Source organism: Pseudomonas sp. Ors-4-3C (assembly GCF_055755035.1).
The window spans coordinates 6,006,840-6,024,314 of the sequence record NZ_CM146900.1 but is presented as its reverse complement, the minus strand read 5'-3'; the positions used below and the strand labels follow the sequence as shown (position 1 = coordinate 6,024,314).

The window sequence follows — 17,475 nt, the reverse complement described above, 5'->3', positions numbered from 1 at the left end:
CGAGGGAGCTTGCTCCCGCTGGGCTGCGAAGCGGCCCCAAACTCGGATCACGAAAAACTGCGAGCGAGTGCTGCGCACTCGAGCGGGAGCAAGCTCCCTCGCCACAGTGGGGATGTGGTCAATGCATAACCCTTGCGCCGTGATTCCGGTCTACAACCATGAAACCGCGATTGGCACCGTGGTCGATGCCCTGCTCGCCCAAGGCCTGCCGTGCATTCTGGTGGATGACGCCAGCACCCCGTCCTGCGCGCGAGTGCTGGATGCGCTGGCCGAACGCGACCACGTGCATCTGGTGCGCCTGACCCTCAATCAGGGCAAGGGCGGCGCGGTGATGACCGGCCTGCGCGAAGCGGCGCGGCTGGGCTTCACTCATGCCTTGCAGGTTGATGCCGATGGCCAGCACGACCTGCACGACGTCGCCCGTTTCGTCGAGGAATCCCGCGCCCACCCGGACGCGATGATCTGCGGTTATCCGCTGTTTGACGAGAGCGTGCCCAAGGGCCGTTTGTACGCGCGTTATCTGACCCACGTGATGGTCTGGATCAACACGCTGTCGCTGCAGATTCGCGATTCGATGTGCGGCTTTCGCGTCTATCCGCTGGCCCCGACGCTGGCGCTGATCGACTCGGCGCGGGTCGGCAAGCGTATGGATTTCGACTCCGACATCCTCGTGCGCCTGTCGTGGCGCAACCAGCCGATGCGCTGGCTGCAGACCAGCGTGCATTACCCGCTGGACGGCGTCTCACACTTCCGCCTGTTCCATGACAACGCGCTGATTTCCAGCATGCACACCCGATTGTTCTTCGGCATGCTGCTGCGCCTGCCGGTCATCCTCTGGCGCCGGTGGCGAGCATGAGCGTCGAGACCGACAAGAAGCACTGGGCCGACCGCGAAGAGCGCGGCAGCTTCCTGCTGATGAAATTCACCGCGTTCGCCGCCAAAGTGCTTGGCCGGCGCCTGCTCAGTCCGCTGCTGTACGGCATCGTCCTGTACTTCTTCCTGTTCGGCCGCACCGCGCGCAACAGTGCCTGGCAATACCAGCAACGGATGGCTGACTGGAGCAACCGCGCCGAATTGCGCCCGAGTTACTGGCGGGTGTTCCGCCAGTTCATGACGTTCGCCGATTCGCTGCTCGACAAGCTCGACGTGTGGAACGGCAAGATCCGTATCGAGCAGATCGAAATCATCGACCCGGCGCTGCTGCGCAATCAGTTGCGCGGCAGTCGCGGGCAACTGCTGGTCGGCGCGCATCTGGGTAACCTCGAAGTGTGCCGGGCGCTGGCGGAGATCGGCGAAAAGGTCACCATGAACGTGTTGGTGCACACCAAGCACGCCGAGCAGTTCAACCGCTTGCTGGGTGAAGCCGGGGCGACCAATCTGCGCCTGATTCAGGTCAGCGAACTGGACCCGGTGATCATGCTGCAACTGCACGAACGCCTGGAGCGCGGCGAATGGCTGGCGATTGCTGGCGACCGCGTGCCGTTGCACGGCGGGCGCAGCGTCAGCGTGGACTTTCTCGGCCACCCGGCAGCGTTTCCGCAAGGCCCGTGGCTGCTGGCCGGTTTGCTCAAATGCCCGGTCAATCTGCTGATGTGCCTGAAACAGCCGGACGGCCACTATCGCCTGACTCTCGAACCGTTCGCCGACAGCGTGACGTGGACGCGCCGCGAGCGCGAGCAGGTCATTCATCAGTGGGCCACCCGCTACGCGCAGCGCCTGAGTCACTATTGCCTCGAAGCCCCGCACCAATGGTTCAACTTTTACCCTTTCTGGAAGACCGATGACGACGCCAACCCATGAGCCGGTAACCTTCGGCGAACGCCCTTTGCGCATCGAAGACGTGCTGGCCCTGGCCAACCGTCAGGCGCCCGTGCAGTTGCAGAGCGACGCCGCCTACCGCGAGCGCATCGCCAAAGGCGCGCGGTTTCTCGATTCGCTGCTGGACAAGGAAGGCGTGATCTACGGCGTGACCACCGGTTACGGCGACTCCTGCGTGGTCGCGGTGCCGCTGCATCACGTCGAGGCACTGCCGCGTCATCTCTACACCTTCCACGGCTGCGGCCTCGGCAAACTGCTCGACCCGCAAGCCACCCGCGCGGTGCTGGCGGCGCGCTTGCAGTCGCTGTGCCACGGCGTGTCCGGAGTGCGCATCGAACTGCTGGAGCGCCTGCACGCCTTCCTTGAACACGACATCCTGCCGCTGATCCCCGAAGAAGGTTCGGTCGGTGCCAGCGGCGATCTGACGCCGCTGTCCTACGTCGCCGCCACCCTGTCCGGCGAGCGCGAAGTGTTGTTCCGTGGCGAACGCCGGCAAGCGGCCGACGTGCATCGCGAACTGGGCTGGACGCCATTGGTGCTGCGTCCGAAAGAAGCGCTGGCCTTGATGAACGGCACGGCGGTGATGACTGGTCTCGCCTGCCTCGCCTTCGCCCGGGCCGACTATCTGCTGCAACTGGCCACGCGCATCACCGCGCTCAACGTGGTCGCGCTGCAAGGCAATCCGGAACACTTCGACGAGCGTCTGTTCGCCGCCAAGCCGCATCCGGGGCAGATGCAAGTCGCCGCATGGCTGCGCAAGGATCTGGCGATCGACGCGCCGACCGCGCCGCTGCATCGCCTGCAGGATCGCTACTCGCTGCGCTGCGCCCCACACGTGCTCGGGGTGCTGGCCGACAGCCTGAACTGGCTGCGTTCGTTCATCGAGACCGAACTCAACAGCGCCAACGACAACCCGATCATCGACGCCGACGCCGAGCGCGTGCTGCACGGCGGGCACTTCTACGGCGGGCACATCGCGTTCGCCATGGACAGTCTGAAAAATCTGGTGGCCAACGTTGCCGACCTGCTCGACCGGCAGCTCGCGTTGCTGGTCGACGAGCGCTACAACCATGGTTTGCCAAGCAACCTGTCCGGCGCCCCGGCGGATCGCGCCATGATCAATCACGGCTTCAAGGCCGTGCAGATCGGCACCAGTGCCTGGACCGCTGAAGCCCTGAAAAACACCATGCCGGCCAGCGTGTTCTCACGCTCCACCGAGTGCCATAACCAGGACAAGGTGAGCATGGGCACCATCGCCGCCCGCGACGCGATCCGCGTGCTGGAGCTGACCGAACAAGTCGCCGCCGCCACGTTGCTCGCGGCCAATCAGGGCGTCTGGCTGCGCGGTCGCGATGAAGACGCACGCGCGCTGCCACCTTCGCTGGCCGCCATGCACGAAGAGCTGGCCAAGGACTTCCCGCCAGTCATCGAAGACCGCGCGCTGGAAGGCGAACTGCGCCTGTGCCTGCAACGCATCGCCGAGCAACACTGGAGGCTGCATGCGTAGCGCCGGAGTGCTGCACGCCGACACGGAAATCCTCGTGCCGTTCTTTGACGTCGACACCATGCATGTGGTCTGGCACGGGCACTACGTCAAATACCTGGAAGTGGCGCGCTGCGCGCTGCTCGACCAGATCGGCCACAACTACACGCAGATGTCCGAGTCGGGTTACGCGTGGCCGATCATCGACCTGCAACTGCGTTATGTACGTGGCGCGGTGTTCGGCCAGCGCTTGAACGTACGCGCCAGTCTGGTGGAGTGGGAGAACCGTTTGAAGATCAATTATCTGATCACCGACCTGCAGACCGGCGAACGCCTGACCCGTGCCAGCTCGGTGCAGGTGGCGGTCGAGATCAGCAGCCGCGAGATGCAACTGGCCTCACCCAAAGTGTTCACCGAAGCGGTGGAAAGGATGCTGCGATGAACCTGTTCTGCAAATGCCTTGGCGCGATGGCGCTGCTCGCCGTGTCGACGCTGGCCAACGCCTTCGACCTGCAACAGCTCAGCGAACAACTGGCGAAACCGGAAGTGATCCACGGCCAGTTCATTCAGGAAAAACATCTGCGCGCCCTGCCTCAACCGTTGATCAGCAAGGGCAACTTCGTCCTGGCGAAAAATCACGGCCTGCTCTGGCTGCTCAAGACCCCGCTGCAACAGGATTACCGCATCACCGCCAACGGCATCGCGCGACGCGATGGCAACACTTGGCAACTGCTGCCTAACAAGAGCGCCGGGGCCGAGCAGAACCGCTTGTTCCTCGCCGTGCTGCAAGGTGACAGCAGCGGCCTGCAACGGGATTTCGAGCTGGCCCTGAGCGGCGACGCACAGCAGTGGAAACTGACCCTGACCCCGCGTTCGCTGCTGCTCAAGCAAGTGTTCAAGCAGATCAATATCGATGGCGGTGAACTGGTGCAGACCATCGAACTGCTGGAAACCCAGGGCGACAGCACCGTGCTGCGCATGAAAGACAGCAGCGCCGGTCAACCGTTGAGCGACACGGAGCAACATGACTTTGCCGAGTGAACGCAGGCTGCCGTGGCTGTTTCTGATCCTGCTGCTGGCAGTCATCGCGCTGGCCGGATGGCAGTGGCGCGACGGTGCGCCGCTGTCGGCCAACCTCATGGAGCTGGTGCCCGGGACCAACCCTGACGCCCTCGAACTGCGCGCCGAACAGCGCATGCAGGAGCCGCTCAATCGGGAAATGCTGGTGTTGGTCGGTCACACTGATCGCCAGCAAGCGGTGGCCATGGCGCAAACCCTCGGCGAGCAATGGCAGGCCAGCGGTCTGTTCGAAAAGGTCCAGTGGAACCTGCAGGCGGATCTGCCAGCGCTGCGCACGCAATTGCTGCAAGGGCGGCTGGCGATGCTATCGGCGGATGATCGGCAACTGTTGACCGAGCATCCCGACGCCTTCATTCAGCAACGGGTGCAGGCACTGTTCGACCCGTTCAACGGTTTCACCCTGGTGCCGAGCCAGGACGACTGGCTGGGTCTCACCGGGCGTATCCAGAACAGCCAGCCGAAGCACGGCGCGGTGCAACTGGACATCGGCAGCGGCGCACTGGTCGCCGATGCCGACGGCAAGAGCTGGGTGCTGCTGCGCGCGCGCACCACCGGCAATGCCTTCGACATGAACCTGCCGCTGAAAGTCGCCGATCTGCTGCAGCACAGTCGTGAGCAGGCGGCGAAAGCCGACGTGCAACTGTTGGCCGCCAGTGGTCTGCTGTACGCCGCCAACGGTCAGCAACAAGCCACCCGCGAAATGACCTGGGTCGGCGGCGGCGCCACCCTCGGTATTCTGCTGTTGCTGCTGCTGGTGTTTCGCCGCTGGCGAGTGCTGCTGGCGTTCGTGCCGGTGCTGGTGGGCATGCTGTTCGGCGCGGTGGCTTGCGTGGCGCTGTTCGGCCACATGCATGTGATGACCCTGGTGCTCGGCTCCAGCCTGATCGGCGTGGCCGTGGATTATCCGCTGCACTATCTGTCGAAAAGCTGGAGCCTCAAGCCGTGGCGCAGCTGGCCAGCCCTGCGCCTGACACTCTCCGGGCTGACGCTGAGCCTGATCACCAGCGCCATCGGTTATCTGGCGCTGGCCTGGACGCCCTTCCCGGCGCTGACGCAAATCGCGGTGTTCTCCGCCGCCGGTTTGCTCGGGGCGTATCTGTCGGCGGTGTGCCTGCTGCCGGCCCTACTGAAAAATGTTGAACTGGTCCCGGCGCAATGGCCGCTGCGTCTGGCCGAGCGTCTGGTGCAACTGCGCGAAACTCTGCTCGAACACGTGCGCACCCCGGTGCTGCTGGCGCTGTTGGTCGCGTTCTGCGTTGGCGGTCTGGTGCAGTTGCAAAGCAAGAACGACATCCGCCAGTGGGTCGGTGCGCCACAACGCCTGACCGATGAAGCGCAGACCATCGCACGCATCACCGGCTATCAGCCGACCAGCCAGTTCTTCCTCGTGCGCGCCGCCAATCAGCAGCAACTGCTGGAGCGTCAGGCCGCGTTAAGCGAACGCCTGCAGCAACTGGTCAACCTCGACAAACTGCAAGGCTATCTGGCCCTCGATCAACTGCTCAGTCCGCCGAGCCAGCAACAGCAGGTTCGCGAAGCACTGAGCAAACTGCCGCAATACTGGCAGCCACTGCTCGACCTCGGCGTACCGCTCGCGGCGTTGCAAACCGAACTGCAACAGTTGCAGAGCCTGCCCGCCGAGGACATCGACGCGGCACTCGCCGGGCCGCTGGGCGAGCCTTACCGCACGCTGTGGCTCGGGCCGACCGCTGACGGCGTGGCGGCGATGACCAGCCTGCAAGGCCTGAACAATCCGTCACTGCTGCGGGTGCAGGCCCTGGACTTGCCGGGCGTGATGCTGGTGGATCGTCTCGGCGAATTGAACAACGTATTCGCCGCGACCCAGATCAGCGCCGCCGAACTGAAACTCGCCTCCTGTGTGTTGATCGTGCTGGTGCTGATCGTGCCGTTCGGTTTCGGCGGCGCCTTGCGCATCGTCGCCCTGCCGCTGCTGGCGGCGCTGTGCAGCCTCGCCAGCCTCGGCTGGCTCGGTCAGCCGCTGACCCTGTTCAGCCTGTTCGGCCTGCTGCTGGTGACGGCGATCAGCGTCGATTACGCGATCCTCATGCGTGAGCAGGTCGGCGGTGCGGCTGTCAGCTTGCTGGGCACCTTGCTGGCGGCGCTGACGACCTGGTTGTCGTTCGGTCTGCTGGCGGTGTCGAGCACGCCGGCGGTGAGCAATTTCGGCCTGGCGGTGAGCCTGGGGCTGGCGTTCAGTTTCATTCTGGCGCCGTGGGCCGGACGTCACGTCCACAGCGCCGGCGTCGTGGAGCCAGCAACGTGATGGTCGTCGGTTTCTGGCTGCTGGCCATGGCGCTGTTCGCTGTGGTGACCCGTGTCGGTCGGCATTTCGGCCTGATCCCGATCGTCAGCCAGTTGCTGCTGGCCAGCTTCGGATTGCCGCTGCTGATGTACTTCTGGATCGAACCGGGCTGGCAGCTCAGCGGTGCCGAACTGATTGCGCCGGGGTGGCTGAAAGACCTCTACAGCCTGAGTTTCGCGCTGTTGCTCGGGCACATTCTCAGTGATGTGATCGACCTGCGTCTGGACCGCCAGAGCGTGAAAATCGCCGTGCCGAGTTTTGCCGTGCCGTTCGCCTGCGGTCTGGCCGCCGCCTGCTGGCTGCTGCCGGCGCAACCGTGGCTGAACTCGCTGGCGATCGGTCTGGTGTTCGCGATTACCGCGATCCCGGTGCTGTACCTGTACCTGCGCCACATCGATTACCCGCCCGCCGCCACCCGGCGTCTGGTGCAGACCGCAATCCTCATCGATCTGACCTGCTGGACGCTGTTCGGCCTGGCTCAGGGCAGTCTGCATCTGAGCAACCTGTTGCTGCCGCTGGGTCTGGCCTGCGTGCCGGCGCTGTTGCATCTGTTGCGCGTGCGTCGCCCGCTGACCTACAGCCTCGGCTTCTTTGCGCTGCTGGTGCTGGCCGAGCACTACAAACTCAACGCGCTGATTTTCGGCATCGGTTATCTGCTGTGCATGGCCTTGCTGAAGGTGCCGTTGGTGCTGCCATTGCCGGCGCGGTGGATGAGCCGTTTGCAGACATGGATCGCGATCCCGCTGATCCTCACCTTCGGCATCGTGCAGATCGACGTGCACAGCGCCCTCGCCAGCCTCGGCGCGGTGCAATGGGCGGCGCTGCTGCTGTTGCCGATTGCCAGTAAACTGCTCGGCAACTGGCTCGGCCTGGGCTGGGCCGGCGCTTCCTTCCAAGGCGCGAGCCGCTGGCGCGAAAGCGTACTGCTGAACATTCGCGGCCTGAGCGAAATCGTCTTTCTCAACCTGTTGCTGCAACAACAGCTCATCAGTCCGGCGCTGTACTTCGCGCTGATGCTGATGGGCCTGATCGCGACGCTGTTGCCGGCCCTGATCGGCCTGCATCGCGCGCCCCTGAATCTGCAACACCCATTGCCCCGGAGCTCACGTGCCAATCGTTGAAATGGAATCCCGTCAGGTCGTGATTATCGGTGCCGGACCGTCCGGGGCCATCGCCGCCGCGCTGCTCAAGCGCAAGGGCCACGATGTGCTGGTGATCGAGCGCCAGCACTTTCCGCGTTTTTCCATCGGCGAGAGCCTGCTCAGCCATTGCCTGGATTTCGTCGAAGAGGCCGGCATGCTCGACGCCGTCAACGCCGCCGGGTTCCAGCGCAAGACCGGTGCCGCCTTCGCCTGGGGCGAGCGCTACAGTGCCTTCGATTTCAGCGACACCTTCACCGCAGGCAAGCCAACCACATTCCAGGTGCAACGTGCCGACTTCGACAAGCTGTTGGCCGATCAGGCTGAATTGCAGGGTGCCGAAATCCGCTATGGCGATGCCATCGTCCGCGTCGATTTCGACCGGGCCCGACCGCAGCTCGACGTGCTGCGCGAGGACGGCAGCGAGTACCGCGTCGAAGCGGATTTTGTGTTGGACGCCAGCGGTTACGGGCGCGTGCTGTCGCGTATGCTCGATCTGGAAGCACCCTCGAATTTCCCGGTGCGCCAGGCAGTGTTCACCCACGTTGAAGATCACATCGACAACCCGGCCTTCGACCGCGAGAAAATCCTCGTCACCACCCACCCTGAGCACCGCGACATCTGGTTCTGGACGATCCCGTTCAGTAACGGTCGCTGCTCGGTGGGCGTGGTCGCTGCCGCCGAACACTTCCAGGGGCGCGACAGCGATCTGGATGCCTGCCTGCGCGGCTTCATCGGCGAAACCCCGAGCCTCGCCGGTGTATTGAACAACGCGGTGTGGGACACCCCGGCGCGCACCCTCGGTGGTTATGCGGCGAATGTGAAAACCCTGCACGGCCCGGGCTTCGCCCTGCTTGGCAACGCCGCAGAATTTCTCGACCCGGTGTTCTCTTCCGGCGTGACCATCGCCATGCGTTCGGCGAGCATGGCTGCGGCGGTCTTGCACCGGCAGTTGCAGGGCGAAATCGTCGACTGGCAGCGCGAGTTCGCCGAACCGCTCAAGCGCGGGGTCGACACCTTCCGCTGCTACGTCGAGGGCTGGTACGCCGGCACCTTTCAGGACGTGATTTTTTACCAAGACAGTCAGGCGGAGATTCGCCGGATGATCTGCTCGATCCTCGCCGGTTATGCCTGGGATGAACGCAACCCGTTCGTCAGCGAAGCACGCCGCCGGTTGAAGATGATTTCCGAACTCTGTGCAAAGGACGCCCCATGAATTACTTGAGCGACAGCTACGTCGAGGAAACCCGCTTCGGTTTCTGGTTCCTGCGCAGTCACACCTGGCAGCACCACGTGCTACGCGTGGCGATCAACGATTTGCGCGGATTGTTCAGCGAGTCGCTGCCGGCCCATCCGGTGCTGCTGGATGCCGGCTGCGGTCAGGGCAAATCGTTCCGCCATCTGCACCAGACCTTCGCCCCACAGCGTCTGATCGGCGTCGACGCCGATCCGCACAGCCTGCAACTGAGCGCCGAAGAAGCGGCGCGGCAGGGCTTCGACGTGGAGCTTATCGGTAGCGATTGCGCGACGCTCAACATCGCCGATGCCAGTGTCGACCTGCTGTTCTGCCACCAGACCTTTCATCATCTGGTCGAACAGGAAAAAGCCCTCGCCGAGTTCTACCGCGTACTGAAGCCGGGCGGTTATCTGCTGTTCGCCGAGTCCACCGAGGCTTACATTGATACTTGGGTGATTCGCTGGCTGTTCCGCCATCCGATGCATGTGCAGAAGAGCGCGGCACAGTACCTGGAGATGATTCGCCAACAGGGTTTCGAGTTTGGCGAGCGCAATGTCTCGTACCCGTATCTGTGGTGGAGCCGTTCGAAGGACTTTGGCTTGCTGGAGCGATTCGGATTGCGCCGGCCGAAGCCGGTTGGCGAGCGCGAGGAAACCTTGGTGAATGTCGTCGCCCGAAAACCACTGGCAGAGGCTTCCTGATGCAACACTTAACCTGTGGGAGCGGGCTTGCTCGCGAAAGCGGTGAGTCAGTTGGCATTGATGTCGGATGTGCCGACGCCTTCGCGAGCAAGCCCACTCCCACAGGGGTTGTGGTGTGGCTGGTATTGTTGCTAACGGCCCTGCTAAGTGGATGCGCCAACCAGGCCCCGCTGCCCGCGAGCAACCCGACGCTGCCGTTACCGCTGCAATTGCACATCGAGCGCCAGCAAGCCGATCAACGTCAGGACTGGCTATTGGTGATCCAGCGCGAAGGTCCCGGCATCCGCTGGTCGATGATGGACCCGCTGGGCATCCCCCAGGCGCGTCAGCAGCTGATCGATGGACACTGGCAGGCCGACGGGCTGCTGCCGCCCAATCCGGAAGCCCGGGAGCTGTTTGCCGCGTTGCTGTTCGCCCTGACCCCCTCCGGCGAACTGGCGCGCAATTACCCCGCCGCGCAGCAACAGGGCGAGCAACGCACGCTGGCGCCGCGCTGGGCGATCCGTTATGCACAACCGTTGAGCTTCGAATTGAATCTGCCCCAAGGCCCGCACTATCGGGTTTCTCCCCTCGGTGAACCGACGCCATGACTGCCTACCTCAATGCCCTCGGCGTGATCTGCGCACTGGGCCGCGACAAGCACCAGGTCGCGCACAACCTGTTTGCCGGTGACTGCTCGGGCATGCGCCACGAGTCAGGCTGGGTGGCCGGACGTGAGTTGCCGGTGGCGGCGGTGCACGCTGAGCTGGCGGCGATTCCGGCCGAACTGGCCGACCAGAGCAGCCGCAACAATCAACTGCTGCTGGAAGCCGCGCTGCAGATTCGCGAGGACATCGACCGGGCGATCCAGACCTATGGTCGCGCGCGCATCGGCGTGGTGCTCGGCACCAGCACCTCGGGGATCGACGAGGCCAGCCGCGGTCTGGCGCACTATCTTCGCGAGCAGCAGTTCCCTGCCGAGTACGACTATCGGCAACAGGAACTCGGCGCCCCGGCGAACTTTCTCGCCGACTGGCTGCAACTCAGCGGTCCGGCCTATGTGATTTCCACCGCCTGCACGTCCAGTGCGCGGGCGTTGATGAGCGCGCAGCGTCTGCTCGATCTGGGCCTGTGCGATGCGGTGCTGTGCGGCGGGGTCGACAGCCTGTGCAAACTGACGCTCAACGGTTTCAGCGCACTGGAAGCGGTGTCCGACGAGCGCTGCAATCCGTTCTCGGCCAACCGCAATGGCATCAACATCGGCGAAGCGGCGGTGCTGTTCCTGATGAGCAAGCAGCGCAGCGACGGCCCGGCCATTGCCCTGCTCGGCAGCGGCGCCAGCTCCGACGCGCACCATATTTCCGCGCCGGAACCGAGCGGTCGCGGCGCCCTGCAAGCGATGCAGAAAGCCCTGAGCCGCGCACAGCTGCAAGCGACGCAAATCAGCTACCTGAACCTGCATGGCACGGCGACCCAGCACAACGATGCGATGGAAAGTCTGGCCGTCGCCACGCTGTTCCCCGACGGCGTGGCTTGCTCGTCGACCAAGCCGATGACCGGCCACACCCTCGGTGCGGCCGGCGCCCTCGAAGCGGCGTTCTGCTGGCTGAGCCTGAGCGCCGACAACCCGCAGCAAGCCTTGCCGCCACACGTCTGGGATGCCCAGCCCGACCCCGACTTGCCGGCGCTGAAGTGGGTGACCGCGAGCGAGCGCCTGTCGTCCATTGCACCCCGCTACCTGATGAGCAACTCGTTTGCCTTCGGCGGCAACAACGTCAGCCTGATTATCGGAGACGCCCCATGAACGACTGGCCGCTCGCCGAACTGCTGCCCCACGCTGGCGACATGATTCTGATCGACCGCATCCTCAGCTTCGACGAGGAGCAGATCCACACCCGCCTCACGGTCAAGCCCGACGGCCTGTTCAACCTGCCCGACGGCAGCCTGCCGGCGTGGGTCGGCATCGAGTTGATGGCGCAGAGCGTCGCCGCGTTCGCCGGTTGTCATGCTCGCTTGAAGGGCAAACCGGTCGAGCTCGGCTTCCTCCTCGGCACCCGCAAGTTCGAGTGCAACGTCGAGGCGTTTCCGGCCGGCAGCGAACTGACCATCCACGGCATCCGTTCGCTGGAAGACGACAACGGCATGGGGGTTTTCGAATGCCACATCAATGCCCCCGGCATCGAGGCCAGCGCCCGCCTGAACGTGTTCCGCCCGCCGCAGCCCAGCCAATACCTTGAACAAAACAGAGAGTCGAACGATGACTGAATCCGTACTGGTCACCGGCTCCAGCCGTGGCATCGGCCGCGCCATTGCCTTGCGCCTGGCGCAGGCCGGGCACGACATCGTCCTGCATTGCCGCAGCGGCGTGGCTGAAGCCCAAGCGGTGAAAGCCGAAGTCGAAGCGCTGGGCCGTCAGGCGCGCATCCTGCAATTCGACGTCGCCGACCGCGAAACCTGCAAGACCATTCTCGAAGCCGACGTCGAAACCCACGGCGCCTATTACGGCGTGGTGCTCAACGCCGGTCTGACCCGTGATGGCGCTTTTCCGGCGCTGAGCGATGACGATTGGGACGTGGTGCTGCGCACCAACCTCGACGGTTTCTACAACGTCCTGCACCCGGTGATGATGCCGATGATCCGTCGTCGCGCCGCTGGTCGGATCGTCTGCATCACCTCAGTGTCGGGATTGATCGGCAACCGAGGTCAGGTCAACTACAGCGCCTCCAAGGCCGGGGTGATCGGTGCGGCGAAAGCGTTGGCGATCGAACTGGGCAAGCGCAAAATCACCGTTAACTGCGTCGCACCGGGCCTGATCGACACGGCGATGCTCGACGAAAACGTGCCGGTGGAAGAGCTGATGAAAATGATCCCCGCACAACGCATGGGCACCCCGCAAGAGGTGGCCGCTGCGGTTAATTTCCTGATGTCGGCGGAAGCCTCGTACATCACCCGCCAGGTCCTGGCGGTCAACGGAGGCTTGTGCTGATGAAGCGCGTCGTCGTCACCGGCATGGCCGGCATCACCTCGCTGGGCAGCGACTGGCAGACCATCGCCGGCAACTTCGCGGCCAACCGCAGCGGCATCCGCCGCATGGACGAGTGGGACCGCTTCAGCGAACTCAACACCCGTCTGGCCGGGCCGATCGATGATTTTGTCGTACCGCCGCACTGGACCCGCAAGCAACTGCGCAGCATGGGCCGGGTGTCACGGCTGGCGGTGGGCGCGGCGGAACAGGCGCTGGCCGACGCCGGCCTGCTCGGCGACGAATCGATCAAGGACGGGCGCATGGGTGTGGCCTGCGGCTCATCCACCGGCAGCACCGACGAGATCAAGGCCTTCGGCAACATGCTGCTCAACTCGGTGGCCGAAGGCCTCAACGCCAACTCCTACGTGCGGATGATGCCGCACACCACCGCGGCCAACATCAGCATTTTCTTCGGCCTCACCGGGCGGCTGATCCCGACGTCCAGCGCTTGCACCAGCGGCAGTCAAGGCATTGGCTACGCCTACGAGGCGATCAAGTTCGGACGGCTGCCACTGATGCTCGCCGGCGGTGCCGAAGAGCTGTGCCCGACTGAAGCCATGGTCTTCGACGCGCTGTACGCCACCAGCCTGAAAAACGATGCGCCACAGACCAGCCCACGTCCTTACGACAAGGGCCGCGACGGTCTGGTGATCGGCGAAGGTGGCGGCATGCTGGTGCTCGAAGAGCTGGAGCATGCCCTCGCCCGGGGTGCGCGGATCCACGCGGAAATCGTCGGTTTCGGCAGCAACGCCGACGGCCAGCACACCACCCGCCCCGAGCAGATCACCATGCGCCGGGCAATGGAACTGGCGCTGGAAGACGCCGGACTGACGCCGGATGCCATCGGTTACGTCAACGGTCACGGTACTGCTACTGAACAGGGCGACATTGCCGAAACACTGGCGACCAGCAGTCTGTTCGGCGAACACATGCCGATCAGCTCGCAGAAGAGTTTCCTCGGCCACACGCTGGGGGCCTGCGGCGCGCTGGAGTCGTGGTTCAGCATCGAAATGCTCAATCGCGACCTGTACGTGCACACGCTCAACCTCGACGAGGTCGACCCGCACTGCGGCAAGCTTGATTACCTGCGCGGCGAATTCCGCCAGATGCATCACGAGTACGTGATGAACAACAATTTCGCTTTTGGTGGCGTCAACACCTCGTTGATTTTCCGTCGCTGGCCTTAACCGAATCAATCCAGGTCAAGGAGACCTCCATGCGTTTCAACAAACTCGCCATCACCGCCCTGCTGCTTTGCGCCCTGCCGGCAGTCAGCCAGGCCCGGGATACACAGGTCATGCTGCCGTTCGACAAAGCGGTTGCCGAAGCCACCCGCAGCGGCAAGATCGACGGCAGCGTAAAGTTCTACCTGGCCGGCACCACCCCGCCCGGTAAAGTCACCGTTCTGAGCAGCGGCGCCGTGACCAACAAAAAGACCAACGCCTTCAACAAGACCGATCAGGAAGCCTGCGAATGGGTCGTGCAATCGGCCATCATCAGCCTGCACCAGGCCGCCAAAAGCGCCGGCGCCAACGCCGTGACCAACATCGTCAGCTTCTACAAGAGCAACGAGCACAAAGACGCGAAGAACTACGAATGCCACGCCGGCGCGATCATGGCCGGTGTTGCGTTGAAGGGGGATCTGGCGACGGTTCAGTAATTGCCAGAAACGACAAAGGGCGCCTTTCGGCGCCCTCTTCATTTTCAGCATCTACACTCGCTCTGGCAGGTTGCCGCGTCATGCCTGCCGGAACGGCGAGCCCATCGTTCGAACACTCGCGGTTCTCTTTCACCGTCAAGGAGATGACCATGCAAGTGAAAGCCCTGATCGCCGCCACGCTCCTCGGGCTATTGCCCAGCGCCAGCCACGCCACCAATTTGATGTACATGCCGTTCGAAACCGTGCTCTCGGATGCGATTCGCGCCGGGCGGCTGGATGGCAGTGTGAAGTTCTACCTGATCGGCAATGGGCCGCAGGGCACCCAGCAGTTGTTGCGCCGCGATGTGGTCAGCGATTTACGCACCAACGGCTTCAACAAGAGCGATCACGATTCCTGCGAGTGGGTGCTGCAGTCAAACCTGATCAAGTTGCAGGCCGATGCCAAGCGGGTCGGGGCGAATGCGGTGGTCAATATCGTCAGTTATTACGACCAGCATGTGCGCAAGGATTTGAATACCTATGAGTGCCGGGCCGGGGTGTTTGTGACGCGGGTGGCGTTGAAGGGGGATTTGGTGCGGTTGCCCTGAGAAATGTGTTGTTTGGGCGGGCGTCTTCGCGAGCAAGCCCGCTCCCACAGGGGAACTTATTCCAGGGTGGGAGCGGGCTTGCTCGCGAAGACGCCGGCAGGCATCACACTGATGAAGGCTCTACCTTGCGTGTAAGCAATTCGACGAACGCCTTGGCCATCGGCGATTTCTGATCCTTGCGCTGCACCAGCCACACTGCCGACACCGCCTCCGGATCGAGCAATGGCCGGTAGACCACGCCGTCGATACGCATCCGCTGATACGACGCCGGCAACACCGAAACCCCCAGCCCCGCGGCGACCAGACCAATGATGGTCATCGCCTCCCCGGCCTCTTGGGCGAAGTGCGGGCTGAACCCGGCATCACGGGCCAGACTGAGCAGTTGCGCATACAGCCCGCTGCCGTAGCTGCGCGGAAAGAACACGAACGGCTCCAGCGCCAGCGCCGAGAGGAATAGCCCTTCCTCGCTGCCCTGCGCCAGCGGATGTTTGGAACCGAGCACCGCCACCAGCGGCTCACGCATCAGCTCCACCACACTCAGCGAGTCCGGCAGACCCAGTGGACGCATGATGCCGACCTCGATCGACTCATCCACCAGCCCTTCGGCGACTTGCGTGCTGCTCATCTCCCGCAGGTTCAGGTGCACCGCCGGGAAACGCTGGCGAAAGGCAAAAATCGCCTGGGGAATGGTCGAGTTGAACGGCGCCGACGAGGTGAAGCCAATCTTCAATTCGCCAAGTTCGCCGAGTTGCGCACGCCGGGCAACGTCCGCCGCTTTGTCGACCTGCGCCAGCACCAGCCGCGCCTCCTCCAGGAACAATCGGCCGGCCTCGCTCAGCTCGACCCGACGATTGGTGCGTTCGAACAACCGCGCGCCGACCTCTTGCTCCAGCGCCTGAATCTGCTGACTCAGCGGCGGCTGGGAGATCCCCAGCACCTGGGCGGCGCGGCCGAAATGCAGTTCTTCGGCGACAGCGATGAAGTAGCGCAGATGACGCAATTCCATGGAAACCCCATTAGGTCGTTAAAGCTATCAAACAGGTCGAACAATATATTGGATAGAAACATTAGCCAGCTATATGATTTTTTCATTGCCTGCCCGGCCGTGCCCTCCGAGGTCTGAAGTGAAAACAGTTGTCGCCCCCCTGGCCCATGAAGTCCCGCCTGCCGCAGCCGACGATGTGATCGCCGAGTTGCAGGAGATCTACATCGAAAAAGGCACGCCGATGTTCATGCGCACGGTGCTGGCGCTGTTCAGCGGCGGCTTCGCGACCTTCGCCCTGTTGTACTGCGTGCAGCCGATGATGCCGCTGCTGTCCCACGAGTATTCGATCAATGCCGCGCAAAGCAGCCTGATTCTGTCGGTGGCGACCGGCATGCTGGCCTTCGGTCTATTGATCACCGGACCGATTTCCGACCGGATCGGGCGTAAACCGGTGATGGTCGCAGCGCTATTCGCCGCCGCGCTGTGCACCATCGCCAGCTCGATGATGCCGAGCTGGCACGGCGTGCTGATCATGCGCGCGTTGATCGGGCTGTCGCTGAGCGGTCTGGCGGCCGTGGCGATGACTTACCTCAGCGAAGAAATCCACCCGCAGCACATCGGCCTGGCGATGGGCCTGTACATCGGCGGCAACGCGATTGGCGGGATGAGCGGCCGCTTGATCACCGGGGTGCTGATCGACTTCGTCAGCTGGCACACCGCAATGCTGGTGATCGGCGGTCTGGCGCTGATTGCGGCGGCGGTGTTCTGGAAAATCCTTCCCGAGTCGCGCAACTTCCGCTCGCGCTCGCTGCACCCGCGCAGCCTGCTCGACGGCTTCACCATGCACTTTCGCGATGCCGGTCTGCCGCTGCTGTTTCTTGAAGCGTTCGTGCTGATGGGGGCGTTCGTCACCCTGTTCAACTACATCGGCTATCGCCTGCTGGCCGCGCCGTATAACCTCGATCAGGTGTTCGTCGGCTTGCTGTCGGTGGTGTATCTGTCGGGCATCTACAGTTCGGCGAAGATCGGTTCGCTGGCGGACAAACTGGGGCGGCGCAAAGTGCTGTGGGCAACCATTGCCCTGATGTTCGCTGGCCTTGCGCTGACGATGTTCACCCCGCTGTTGCTGGTAATCGTCGGCATGCTGATCTTCACCTTCGGCTTCTTCGGCGCGCACTCGGTGGCGAGCAGCTGGATCGGGCGCCGGGCGCTCAAAGCCAAGGGCCAGGCGTCGTCGTTGTACCTGTTCAGTTATTACGCAGGCTCCAGCATTGCCGGCACGGCGGGCGGGGTGTTCTGGCATTTGGGCGGCTGGAACGGGATTGGGTTGTTCATTGGCGCGTTGTTGCTGGTGGCGCTGGGGGTGGCGTTGAAGCTGGCGAAGTTGCCGCCGCTCGGCGGAGTCAAAGCCTGACGCAAATCCCTGTAGGAGTGAGCCTGCTCGCGATAGCGGTGTGT

At 63.6% G+C, this 17,475-nt stretch carries 18 protein-coding genes; 17 read left to right on the top strand and 1 reads right to left on the bottom strand.

The genetic code is table 11. The annotated features are described in order from the left end of the window. The first annotated feature begins 121 nt into the window (after positions 1 to 121). The 16 genes from ACVHNU_RS27275 (at position 122) to ACVHNU_RS27200 (ending at position 15,032) form a co-directional block, all read left to right on the top strand. The gene (locus ACVHNU_RS27275) at positions 122 to 856 is read left to right on the top strand and encodes a glycosyltransferase family 2 protein (protein WP_226499861.1); all 735 of its coding nucleotides are present in this window, start codon (positions 122 to 124) and stop codon (positions 854 to 856) included. Then, positions 853 to 1,800, top strand: coding sequence for an LpxL/LpxP family acyltransferase (locus ACVHNU_RS27270; protein WP_473018647.1), 948 nt, complete (start codon positions 853 to 855; stop codon positions 1,798 to 1,800). Before ACVHNU_RS27275 ends, ACVHNU_RS27270 begins: the two co-directional genes overlap by 4 nt. Then, on the top strand, positions 1,781 to 3,325 hold the full coding sequence (locus ACVHNU_RS27265) for an HAL/PAL/TAL family ammonia-lyase (protein WP_473018646.1): 1,545 nt from the start codon (positions 1,781 to 1,783) through the stop codon (positions 3,323 to 3,325). Before ACVHNU_RS27270 ends, ACVHNU_RS27265 begins: the two co-directional genes overlap by 20 nt. Beyond that, positions 3,318 to 3,743 carry an acyl-CoA thioesterase gene (locus tag ACVHNU_RS27260; protein WP_041074875.1) on the top strand — a complete coding sequence of 142 codons (426 nt, stop codon included), beginning with the start codon at positions 3,318 to 3,320 and terminating at the stop codon, positions 3,741 to 3,743. Before ACVHNU_RS27265 ends, ACVHNU_RS27260 begins: the two co-directional genes overlap by 8 nt. Beyond that, positions 3,740 to 4,342 (top strand): outer membrane lipoprotein carrier protein LolA, encoded by a 603-nt coding sequence (locus ACVHNU_RS27255; protein WP_473018645.1) that lies wholly within the window; start codon positions 3,740 to 3,742, stop codon positions 4,340 to 4,342. Before ACVHNU_RS27260 ends, ACVHNU_RS27255 begins: the two co-directional genes overlap by 4 nt. Then, positions 4,326 to 6,665 (top strand): MMPL family transporter, encoded by a 2,340-nt coding sequence (locus ACVHNU_RS27250; RefSeq protein ID WP_473018644.1) that lies wholly within the window; start codon positions 4,326 to 4,328, stop codon positions 6,663 to 6,665. Before ACVHNU_RS27255 ends, ACVHNU_RS27250 begins: the two co-directional genes overlap by 17 nt. Further along, positions 6,665 to 7,825, top strand: a complete 1,161-nt coding sequence (locus ACVHNU_RS27245; protein WP_473020104.1) for a cation:proton antiporter — start codon at positions 6,665 to 6,667, stop codon at positions 7,823 to 7,825. Before ACVHNU_RS27250 ends, ACVHNU_RS27245 begins: the two co-directional genes overlap by 1 nt. Next, a complete protein-coding gene (locus tag ACVHNU_RS27240) occupies positions 7,812 to 9,059 on the top strand; it encodes an NAD(P)/FAD-dependent oxidoreductase (protein WP_473018643.1) in 1,248 nt (415 codons plus the stop codon). Before ACVHNU_RS27245 ends, ACVHNU_RS27240 begins: the two co-directional genes overlap by 14 nt. Continuing rightward, entirely contained in the window at positions 9,056 to 9,781 is a 726-nt protein-coding gene (locus tag ACVHNU_RS27235; RefSeq protein WP_262141279.1) for a class I SAM-dependent methyltransferase, read from the top strand. Before ACVHNU_RS27240 ends, ACVHNU_RS27235 begins: the two co-directional genes overlap by 4 nt. After that, positions 9,781 to 10,371, top strand: a complete 591-nt coding sequence (locus tag ACVHNU_RS27230; RefSeq protein WP_473018642.1) for a hypothetical protein — start codon at positions 9,781 to 9,783, stop codon at positions 10,369 to 10,371. Before ACVHNU_RS27235 ends, ACVHNU_RS27230 begins: the two co-directional genes overlap by 1 nt. Beyond that, the gene (locus ACVHNU_RS27225) at positions 10,368 to 11,564 is read left to right on the top strand and encodes a beta-ketoacyl-[acyl-carrier-protein] synthase family protein (RefSeq protein ID WP_473018641.1); all 1,197 of its coding nucleotides are present in this window, start codon (positions 10,368 to 10,370) and stop codon (positions 11,562 to 11,564) included. Before ACVHNU_RS27230 ends, ACVHNU_RS27225 begins: the two co-directional genes overlap by 4 nt. Then, positions 11,561 to 12,025, top strand: a complete 465-nt coding sequence (locus tag ACVHNU_RS27220) for a hotdog family protein (protein ID WP_103485583.1) — start codon at positions 11,561 to 11,563, stop codon at positions 12,023 to 12,025. The genes ACVHNU_RS27225 and ACVHNU_RS27220 overlap by 4 nt, the downstream gene beginning before the upstream one ends. Further along, positions 12,018 to 12,746 (top strand): 3-oxoacyl-ACP reductase FabG, encoded by a 729-nt coding sequence (gene fabG / locus ACVHNU_RS27215; protein ID WP_473018640.1) that lies wholly within the window; start codon positions 12,018 to 12,020, stop codon positions 12,744 to 12,746. The genes ACVHNU_RS27220 and fabG overlap by 8 nt, the downstream gene beginning before the upstream one ends. Beyond that, positions 12,746 to 13,972, top strand: a complete 1,227-nt coding sequence (locus ACVHNU_RS27210) for a beta-ketoacyl-ACP synthase (protein ID WP_473018639.1) — start codon at positions 12,746 to 12,748, stop codon at positions 13,970 to 13,972. The genes fabG and ACVHNU_RS27210 overlap by 1 nt, the downstream gene beginning before the upstream one ends. Positions 13,973 to 14,001: 29 nt before the next feature. Then, positions 14,002 to 14,445: an excinuclease gene (locus tag ACVHNU_RS27205; protein ID WP_103485585.1), complete on the top strand. Its 444-nt coding sequence runs from the start codon at positions 14,002 to 14,004 to the stop codon at positions 14,443 to 14,445. 149 nt (positions 14,446 to 14,594) lie between these two features. Beyond that, positions 14,595 to 15,032, top strand: a complete 438-nt coding sequence (locus tag ACVHNU_RS27200; RefSeq protein ID WP_003220915.1) for a hypothetical protein — start codon at positions 14,595 to 14,597, stop codon at positions 15,030 to 15,032. Positions 15,033 to 15,135: 103 nt separating this feature from the next. Here the strand turns inward: ACVHNU_RS27200 and ACVHNU_RS27195 are convergent, their stop codons facing one another. After that, positions 15,136 to 16,038 carry a LysR family transcriptional regulator gene (locus ACVHNU_RS27195; RefSeq protein WP_473018638.1) on the bottom strand — a complete coding sequence of 301 codons (903 nt, stop codon included), beginning with the start codon at positions 16,036 to 16,038 and terminating at the stop codon, positions 15,136 to 15,138. Positions 16,039 to 16,177: 139 nt separating this feature from the next. Here ACVHNU_RS27195 and ACVHNU_RS27190 point away from each other — a divergent pair, with 139 nt between their 5' ends. Continuing rightward, entirely contained in the window at positions 16,178 to 17,431 is a 1,254-nt protein-coding gene (locus ACVHNU_RS27190; protein WP_473020103.1) for an MFS transporter, read from the top strand. The last annotated feature ends 44 nt before the right edge of the window (positions 17,432 to 17,475 follow it).